The 8,611-nt window shown below is 42.2% G+C and carries 10 protein-coding genes and 1 tRNA gene; all 11 read right to left on the bottom strand.

Annotated features, from left to right (window positions below):
• On the bottom strand, positions 1–126 hold a 126-nt coding region (locus tag IM322_RS00445; protein WP_287710009.1), incomplete at its 3' end, for a transposase family protein.
• A gap of 220 nt (positions 127–346) precedes the next feature.
• Complete coding sequence (locus tag IM322_RS00440) at positions 347–772, bottom strand: DUF29 domain-containing protein (protein WP_287673078.1); 426 nt, start codon at positions 770–772, stop codon at positions 347–349.
• Between the two features lie 312 nt (positions 773–1,084).
• Positions 1,085–1,169: transfer RNA gene (locus IM322_RS00435), tRNA-Leu, on the bottom strand.
• On the bottom strand, positions 1,148–2,035 hold the full coding sequence (locus IM322_RS00430; RefSeq protein ID WP_287673076.1) for a M48 family metallopeptidase: 888 nt from the start codon (positions 2,033–2,035) through the stop codon (positions 1,148–1,150). Before IM322_RS00430 ends, IM322_RS00435 begins: the two co-directional genes overlap by 22 nt.
• Entirely contained in the window at positions 2,028–2,447 is a 420-nt protein-coding gene (locus tag IM322_RS00425; RefSeq protein ID WP_287077475.1) for a tetratricopeptide repeat protein, read from the bottom strand. The genes IM322_RS00430 and IM322_RS00425 overlap by 8 nt, the downstream gene beginning before the upstream one ends.
• Positions 2,448–2,566: 119 nt before the next feature.
• Positions 2,567–3,304, bottom strand: coding sequence for a sulfite exporter TauE/SafE family protein (locus IM322_RS00420; RefSeq protein WP_287077474.1), 738 nt, complete (start codon positions 3,302–3,304; stop codon positions 2,567–2,569).
• Positions 3,305–3,335: 31 nt separating this feature from the next.
• Positions 3,336–4,103: a proteasome-type protease gene (locus IM322_RS00415; protein ID WP_287673075.1), complete on the bottom strand. Its 768-nt coding sequence runs from the start codon at positions 4,101–4,103 to the stop codon at positions 3,336–3,338.
• A gap of 268 nt (positions 4,104–4,371) precedes the next feature.
• The gene (gene fabG, locus IM322_RS00410; RefSeq protein WP_002782849.1) at positions 4,372–5,148 is read right to left on the bottom strand and encodes a 3-oxoacyl-[acyl-carrier-protein] reductase; all 777 of its coding nucleotides are present in this window, start codon (positions 5,146–5,148) and stop codon (positions 4,372–4,374) included.
• Between the two features lie 137 nt (positions 5,149–5,285).
• Positions 5,286–6,191: a lysophospholipid acyltransferase family protein gene (locus IM322_RS00405; RefSeq protein WP_287673074.1), complete on the bottom strand. Its 906-nt coding sequence runs from the start codon at positions 6,189–6,191 to the stop codon at positions 5,286–5,288.
• 105 nt (positions 6,192–6,296) lie between these two features.
• A complete protein-coding gene (locus IM322_RS00400; protein ID WP_287673073.1) occupies positions 6,297–6,782 on the bottom strand; it encodes a DUF29 domain-containing protein in 486 nt (161 codons plus the stop codon).
• A gap of 377 nt (positions 6,783–7,159) precedes the next feature.
• A partial coding sequence (locus IM322_RS00395; RefSeq protein WP_287713062.1) for a calcium-binding protein occupies positions 7,160–8,611 on the bottom strand: 1,452 nt, incomplete at its 5' end.

Genomic DNA, 8,611 nt, shown 5'->3' with positions numbered 1-8,611 from the left:
ATAACCTGAGTATCCTAGCATTGTTCCCAGTATTATTACTACTAATACTATCCATAAAGGGTGTCTTTTTCCTTTATCTTTCCGAAAGTCCTTGACTTGTTTCAGTTTTTCTATTAAGCTCAACATATATTTAAAAGGTTGCCGGTCACTTCTCATTTTACAAAGACAGTGATCGCTTTTACTTTTGATATTCTGATGGGAGAATGAAACAGCCCTAGCCTTTAGCGGGGGTTTTTGTCGGCACCCCATCATTCAGTTACTAAAAATCGCAACTTTAACCAAGCAAAACTCTGCCCTATTCAGCGATATTAATCCTTTCAAAAACAGCATTATTTTTGAGTATGTATTAACCAGGGAACCAATCTTCATCAAGAATTTTCTCAATTGTCCAAGGACAGTCAACTGGTAAAGTTAATCCACTTTTGCGGCTCGCTTTTCGCCGAGCTTTTTGATAACAATAACCAAATCTTTCTAAGGCATGATTGTAGATTACCTGAGAGCGAAACAGCAAGCTCAATTCCAATCTGAAATTATCTATCTCGTCTGTCCAGTGAGGTAGGTAGTAAGGATGCTTCCAGTAGGCATAAAGTAGCAGGTGACTGAGGAGTTGAATAAGAAAGCTTTCTGCTTTGTATTTGCGTTCATCAACCATTTCCTCTAATTCCTCGGCTAAAGTTTGCCAATCTAAAGTATTGCGCTCAGGCGATCGCAGTTTTGCTGCCTGGTCTTGCAGCCAAGCTACATAGTCTTTTTCATATAGCGTTTCAGCCATTAATTTTACCTCTATACTAAATCTTTTTTATTATATAAAAATCTACATCTCAGGGTATAGCTCAAGCACCAAGAAAATGCTGGTTATTGAAATATTACAGCCCATCATTCAGTCAATTACTAAAAACTCTCAGTTTAACTAATCAAAACTCGTTAGTTCGGTTTAGGGAAATTTTGCCATCTCCCATTTGGGACTTTCTCTCACTTATGGTGAGCAGCAGAAGTTATTAAAAGAGGGCGAAGACAATTCGCCCCGACAATAATATTATCGGCTATTTCTAGACCATAATAGCTAGAAATCACCGTAGTTTAATGGGCGGAGTCGGACTCGAACCGACATGAGGGGCTGCCTCGCCACATTTTGAGTGTGGTGCGTCTACCAATTTCGCCATTCGCCCTTGGCATTAGCTTTATCATTATAACCCATTTTTGGCCCTTTTAACAAATTTTGATAATCGGGGGAACCGGCCCAACGATCGATTTCTCGCGCACGCAGGACGGGGAGGGGATGGGTTAACTGCTGGGTTTGCAAACCCTTTAACATTTCGCCCATTTCCGAGGCGCTGACGGCATCGTAGGACTTGGCCTGATCGATAAAAGCCTCTAAATTTAATAAAGGTGCGAGACTGAGGGAACCTCCGGCTAACTTCATTAACACCGACATGACGATTTTTGGGTCTTGAACTGCCAATAATGCCGCTCGATCGCAACTAAACTCGGCGCAGCGCACCCATGCTAACATTCTCTGTTGTAGGGATTGCGCTAACATTGTCCCCCAATTGGGCAGTAATCCCGCCGCTAGGACGATAATATTGGCTAAAGTCAGATAAACGCCGTGTTCACATTTGAGATGTCCTAATTCGTGGGCCATTACCGCTTGAATTTCTGCGGGATTTAGCATTTCGATTAGGGAAGTGTGTATAACCATAAACGGTTTTTTGCCGCGCATGGCGAAGGTATAGGCGTTAGGAACGGGGTTTTGTTGAATGTATAATTGAGGTGGTTCTAAGTCGAGAATTCGGCAAGCTTCTAGGAGTAGATTATTCAGGTCGGGTAATTGTTTTTCTCCCACCAAAACACTAGCACCAATATTATTTAAGTAAAAGAATTCTTCAGCGACGGAACCTAATAAACTTCTTACGGCTATATCTAACCCAGGCAATTGTTTGAGGGAATTAGTTGCCTCTAGGTCGATGGGATGCCGAAAATCATTGGCTTTTAAGCCGAGTAATAACTGTCTTGATAATTCCATATTCTTATTCATTTAACCAAGCTTTGACGCGTTCTAAACTTTTCCAATCGGGTTTTCTAGCTAAACCATCGGCGATATTTTCATCCACTTCTTGGCGAACTTCTTTGTTTAAACTAACTAATTGTTGCACCAGTTCGATATGTTCTCTAACTCCGGCGGTTTTGGTTTCTAACATAGCTAAAACCAAATTGATCCGGTTTTGGGGGGAAACTTTATCGAGTTTTACGGCTTTTTGGGCGGCTTTTAGGGCTAATTCCGGTTTATCGGTGAGCATATATAACCAAGCTAAACAGGACCAAACGGCGGCATTTTTAGGAGCGCGATCGCTTAATTGTTTAAATTCCGGCAATAAACTGGCGGCGCTTTCTCCCTGTTGGTAGCGTTCTAAACCTTGTTCGAGGGTAAAATTGGCGGTTTCTGTCATTTTCAGCTGCGGGGTTAGTCAAGGAGCAATTTTAACGGTTATCGGTGTATTACATGGATTTAGTACAATTCACCTTTATCTAGTATTTTAGCAAAATTTGTCCCTTTGTCAGCAAAATTTTAAAAGACGATGCCGCGTTCTCGCCAGATCATCAATAAGCCACTCATCGAAACGAATAACATCACTGCTTGTTTAAATTGTTGGGGACTCATTTTTTCTAAAACTTTTTGTCCTAACCAATTACCTGGCCAGGCCGCTAATCCTAATAATAAACCGTAACCGAGAAAGGGCAGATGTAAAACTCCAAAGGCCGCGTAAGCGATTAATTTGGCCACATGAACCACTACCATGTGAACGGATTTCGTTGCCACCATTGGTTCTTTAACTAGCCCATAGTTGATATAAAACAGGTTCATCATCGGGCCGGTACTACCGACTAATCCCGACAGGAAAGCGTAGATAAATCCCGAGGGCATAAAATACCAGGTTTTAATCTCAAAAAAAGGATTTTCTTCTTGGGGAAATAATTGTTTAAGCGAGGAGAAAACCAGAAAAATTCCCAAAACTAGCGGCAACCATTTGAATTGTAAATGGGCAAAGACAAAAGCGCCGAGGGTAGATCCCATAATTGCCCCAGGTAAATACCACACCGTCGAGGGCCAGTCAATGGCGCGCCAATACATTCCCATGCGTTGGACGTTACCGATTAGCATCCCCGTGGTCAAAACTGGAGGAATGACGGCAGCATCGAGAAACCAACCTAAAACGGGGAGTAGAATCAGGGGACTGCCGCCACCAGCAAGGGTACTAAAAAACCAAGCTAGACTACCTGCCAACATCAAGGTAACAATGATCATCGAGTTGTAAAGTTAATTCACAAAGAGTTACTTAATCTATTATGATATCTTCTTTTGGGTCTTCATCGGTATAATGCCATTCCACATTGGGCATAGCCTCGAAAGCTTGCCGGACGTAATCCTCCCAGAGTTTTCGCATTTTGGCTAGGTAGGGGTCTCCTAGACGCAATTGTAACTTATGACGTAGGGTTAGGCTATTAGCTTCATACATACTCAAATAGATAGGCGGTCCGACGGAAATATTCGATTTCATGGTCGAATCGATGGAAAGTAAGGCACATTTAGCCATTTCTTCTAGGGGTGTATCATAGGTAATAGTGCGATCGAGAATCGGTTTACCGTATTTAGTTTCACCTATCTGTAAAAAGGGCGTTTCTTTGGTGGCTTGAATATGATTTCCCTGGGGATAAATCAGGAATAATTGCGGTTCTTCTCCTTTAATTTGTCCCCCAAGAATAAAGTTACATTGAAAATCAATATTATCTTGTTCTAGCCAAGTTCTTTCCCTAGCTTGTACTTGACGACTTTTATCACCGATATAGTGGGCGATATCGTAGAGATGAGTCAGAGAATGGAGATTTTTATCCTCTTGATTGTGCAGATCTCTTTTTAGTTCGTGAATCACTCCTTGGCTAATCGATAAATTGCCCGATGTACAGACCATAATTACTCTTTCTCCCGACTGAGAAAAATCAAATAATTTCCGATAGGCCGAGATATAATCGACTCCCGCATTCGTACGAGAATCCGCACCCATAACAATGCCAAAACGATTGATAATTCCTAAACAGTAAGTCATTTTCAGTAATCAGTAATCAGTGAACAGTAATCAGTGAACAGTAATCAGTAAACAGTAATCAGTGAACAGTAATCAGTAAACAGTAAACAGTAATCAGTGAACAGTAATCAGTAATCAGTGAACAGTAAACAGTGAACAGTAGACAGTAATTAGTGAAGATTGATCGGTGAATAATATCATTTAAAGCTTAAAACTTAAAACTTAAAACTTACCACTTTAATCTGATAACTAATCACTGATAACTGATAACTGATAACTGATAACTGAATTAAGCCATAACCATACCACCATCGACATTAAAGACTTGACCGGTGATATAAATAGCGGCGGGATCGGCGGCTAAAAAACGCACCATCCCGGCGACTTCTTCCGGTTTTCCATAACGGGAGAGGGGAATATATTTGAGAATTTCATCTGCTTTGAGGTCATGAGTCATATCGGTTTCAATAAAGCCGGGGGCCACGGCATTAACAGTGATGCCTCGACTGGCAAATTCTTTGGCTAAAGTTTTCGTTAAACCGATGACACCGGCTTTAGCGGCGCTGTAATTAGATTGACCCGGATTACCCATCAAACCGGATACAGAAGTGATGTTAATTATGCGGCCGCTTTTCTGTTTTAACATCAATTTACTGACGGCGCGAGTGCAGAGAAAAACTCCGGTTAAATTGAGATCGATGACCGCTTGCCAGTCTTCTAATTTCATTCTTAACATCAGGGTATCCCGGGTAATACCGGCATTATTAACTAAGACATCAATATGACCGAATTTTTCCTTGGTACTATCTACTAAATTATCCACTTCTTCGCTTTTAGCCACATCTGCTTGTAGAGCTATTGCCTTTCCCCCGGCTGCGGTAATTTCTTCGACAACGGCATCGGCAGCACTGCTAGATTTAGCATAGTTCACCACTACAGTAGCACCTTGGCTGGCTAATTCTAAGGCGATCGCTTTACCGATCCCTCGCGAGGCCCCGGTTACTATGGCTACTTTGTCTTGTAAATGCTGGCATTCTGCGGGTAATAGTTTCATAATTTTCTGCATTCCCCAAATAATCGTCAAATCTCAAGAGAAAACTTTGTTCTGATAACTTTGCTCAAAACACTTCATTATCTCACAAGCGGGTTAATCTGAACGAAAAAATGCTCAATGGGGATCGCTTTGTCCCAACTTTCCCGTGGTTAGGATCGGGGAGAATTGGCTGCCACTAATTGATCAAGTTGCTGCTGCATCAAATAACAGACTTTCTCATAACATTCGCGTACATAACGGCGATCCCGGGCCGCTTTTTTGCCGTAACGTTCAAAAATAATTGGGGGACAAACCCGCGTCTGTATCGATACGGGTAAGGGAATATTCGGCAAGGGACCGATAGCTAGTCCCCAGGGTAAACCGAAATAGATGGGACAGGTTTCGGGGTCAATACCGAAAGGCCAAGGCATACCCTTTTTATGCAATTCTTTTAATTGAGGATAAATATCGTCGAGGACAAACAGGGTCGAGTGAGCGCCGTGGGAAATGGCGGGAATAATCGGCACTTCGTACTGTAAAGCCAGTTTAACAAAAGCTTGATTACCGGCAAAATGAATTTTATTTCTTAAACTGTGGGGACGGAAAACATCGGTAGCACCTCCGGGATAAATTAAGACACTAGCGCCACTATTTAAAGCAGCAATCGCCATTTTCGGATGAGCATGAACGGCCCCCATTTGGGCCGCTAGACTAGCTTGGGGTGCGAAAACTTGCCAGACTCGCGAATGCATCAAACCATAGATTAAGCGATCGCTGCCAAAGCGTTGAAACCAATCATACATCATCATAAACATATCGGGAGCCGCTAAACCGCCGTTATGGGAGCCGATGAATAATACTTGTCCTGAGGGGGGAATATTTTCCCAACCATCGGTTTTAACGCGAAAATAATGGTGATAAAACCAGTCCAGAAGGGGGACAAATTTTTCGATCACTTGCGGATCGCGATCCTCTAATGACCAACCGGTGAGGGTATCAACAGGGGCCTTGGCCGCTTGTAGGGATAATTCGGCAAAAGTCGCCGTAGATGAGATAAAAGAACTAAAAATCTGCATTGATGCCAAGTTGATAATTTAAGCGCATCTTATTATCGCAAATTTGGGTTAAAAAACCCATCGTTTTAGAACGGCTTTCCTTGATAATTTTATCATCTTTAATGTCTAATCTTCACAGTTGAACCAATTTTTATCTAATAATTGCTCTAAACTGTAAGGACATTCTGGGGGAAAATTGCTAGAAAAACCAGTTTTTTCTTGAACATAGGCTAAAGCATCCTGATAGATTATCGGTAATTCCTCAGCTAAATAATCCTGTAAAGTTGTCGTTAAATATTTTCTTAATTGAGTGCGAAAACTGATAATTTCTGCTCGCCAATGATTCCGATTTCTTTCTGCTTCTGTTGTCCAATAGTGTAAAAGTAATAAATGCCTGATTACTTGTTCAAGTAAGCTACTGACTCGGTTTTTATCTCTTTTACTCAAGCTTTCTAATTCCTCAATTAAATGGATTACATCTAATTCATCTAAGCGATTTTCCTTGAGGATTTTTATTGTTTCCTCTAACCAAAAATGTTGATCAATTTCGTAAAGTAGGGGCAGGTTTTCTCCTCCCTCTACTTGCAAGGGATTCTGATTTAAAGTTTTCATTTCGTTGTTTACGGTTTTTAATAGGAGATAAGTACCCTCATATATATATTAGGCGACTTTCTCCTAATTTTGATAGTGAGACGGGAAAAATTACCGCGCAGGCACCCCAAGCAAATTCTCATGATTGCATACCCAAACGGTATGAGGACAAATGTTGTCACAGTCAGGAAGTTATAAATACCTTTGTCCGATGCGAATTTGAGATGAAATACCATCCATGACTTTGTTTATTGACTCCACCGCGCAATCAATATGCTCTATCTGCTCTGAATACAATTTAATTTGGTATAAGCAGAAGTCCCTCGCTTTTAGCGATGGGACTTCTGCTGACACTCAGTTAAATAGAGTAAGAGCTTATTGCCTTAAACCAGAGGATGTCACAGCACTATATTGGTAACAGGTAAACTATACACTCCAGCGATCGCCAATTGAAAGTCGCTGACTGCATCGCCGTTGGTATCCCCGCAAAGGAGACCGCCGTCAAAGCGCAGTTGTCCCGCTTGACCTGAAAAATCCGAGGCACCAATAAACGTGAAACTCTCATTACCAGCGTTGAGGGAGTTGGCATCGATGCCAGAGATGTCAATAGTATCAAGACCAGTATTGAAATCGAGGATATTGTCTTGGTTTGCGCCTTGACCGATTTCATCAACGGTGTTGAAGATAAAACAGTCCCGACCTTCACCTCCCGTTAGTTGATCTGACCCTAATCCTCCGATAAGAGTGTCCTCACCACCGCCACCGTTAAGAATGTCATCACCACCGCCACCAATAATGACATTATTGGCAGCATTACCCGTAATTTGATCATTCCCCCAATAGCCATTGATTTGGATATTGTCACCGACAAAAGCCGTATTAGAGAAGTCGAGGGTATTGTCACTCCAATCACCGACGATGGTGACTTTTCCTGTTACTCCTGTCCCGTCGATGGTTTCAATGCCACTATTGACCCCAAAACTCTTGAGACCAATATCCACATTACCCGTACCTTTGGCGACGATGGTATCTGTGCCAGTGGTTCCTGTATCCGTAATGGTGTCATAGCCTTCAAAGCTATCCCAATTATTACTTTGATAGCCAGTATAGAGGTAATTGTCGGAACCGTTACCGCCGTTAAGAATGTCATCACCACCGCCACCAATAATGACATTATTGGCAGCATTACCCGTAATTTGATCATTCCCCCAATAGCCATGGATTTGGATATTGTTACCGACAAAAGCCGTATTAGAGAAGTCGAGGGTATTGTCACTCCAATCACCGACGATGGTGACTTTTCCTGTTACTCCTGTCCCGTCGATGGTTTCAATGCCACTATTGACCCCAAAGCTCTTGAGACCAATATCCACATTACCCGTACCTTTGGCGACGATGGTATCTGTGCCAGTGGTTCCTGTATCCGTAATGGTGTCATAGCCTTCAAAGGTATTCCACTCATTACTTTGATAGCCAGTATAGATGTAATTGTCGGAACCGTTACCGCCGTTAAGATTGTCATCACCACCGCCACCGATAATGACATTATTGGCAGCATTACCCGTAATTTGATCATTCCCCCAATAGCCATGGATTTGGATATTGTTACCGACAAAAGCCGTATTAGAGAAGTCGAGGGGATTGTCACTCCAATCACCGACGAGGGTGACGTTTCCTGTTACTCCGGTCCCGTCGATGGTGTCAATGCCGCTATTGACCCCAAAGCTCTTGAGACCAATATCCACATTACCCGTACCTTTGGCGACGATGGTATCTGTGCCAGTGGTTCCTGTATCCGTAATGGTGTCATAGCCTTCAAAGGTATTCCACTCATTACTTTGATAGCCAGT

The organism is Microcystis sp. M109S1 (assembly GCF_020247025.1).
Lineage (GTDB): Bacteria > Cyanobacteriota > Cyanobacteriia > Cyanobacteriales > Microcystaceae > Microcystis.
Note: the sequence above shows the minus strand (reverse complement) of the source record. Positions and strands in the feature narration are given on the sequence as shown.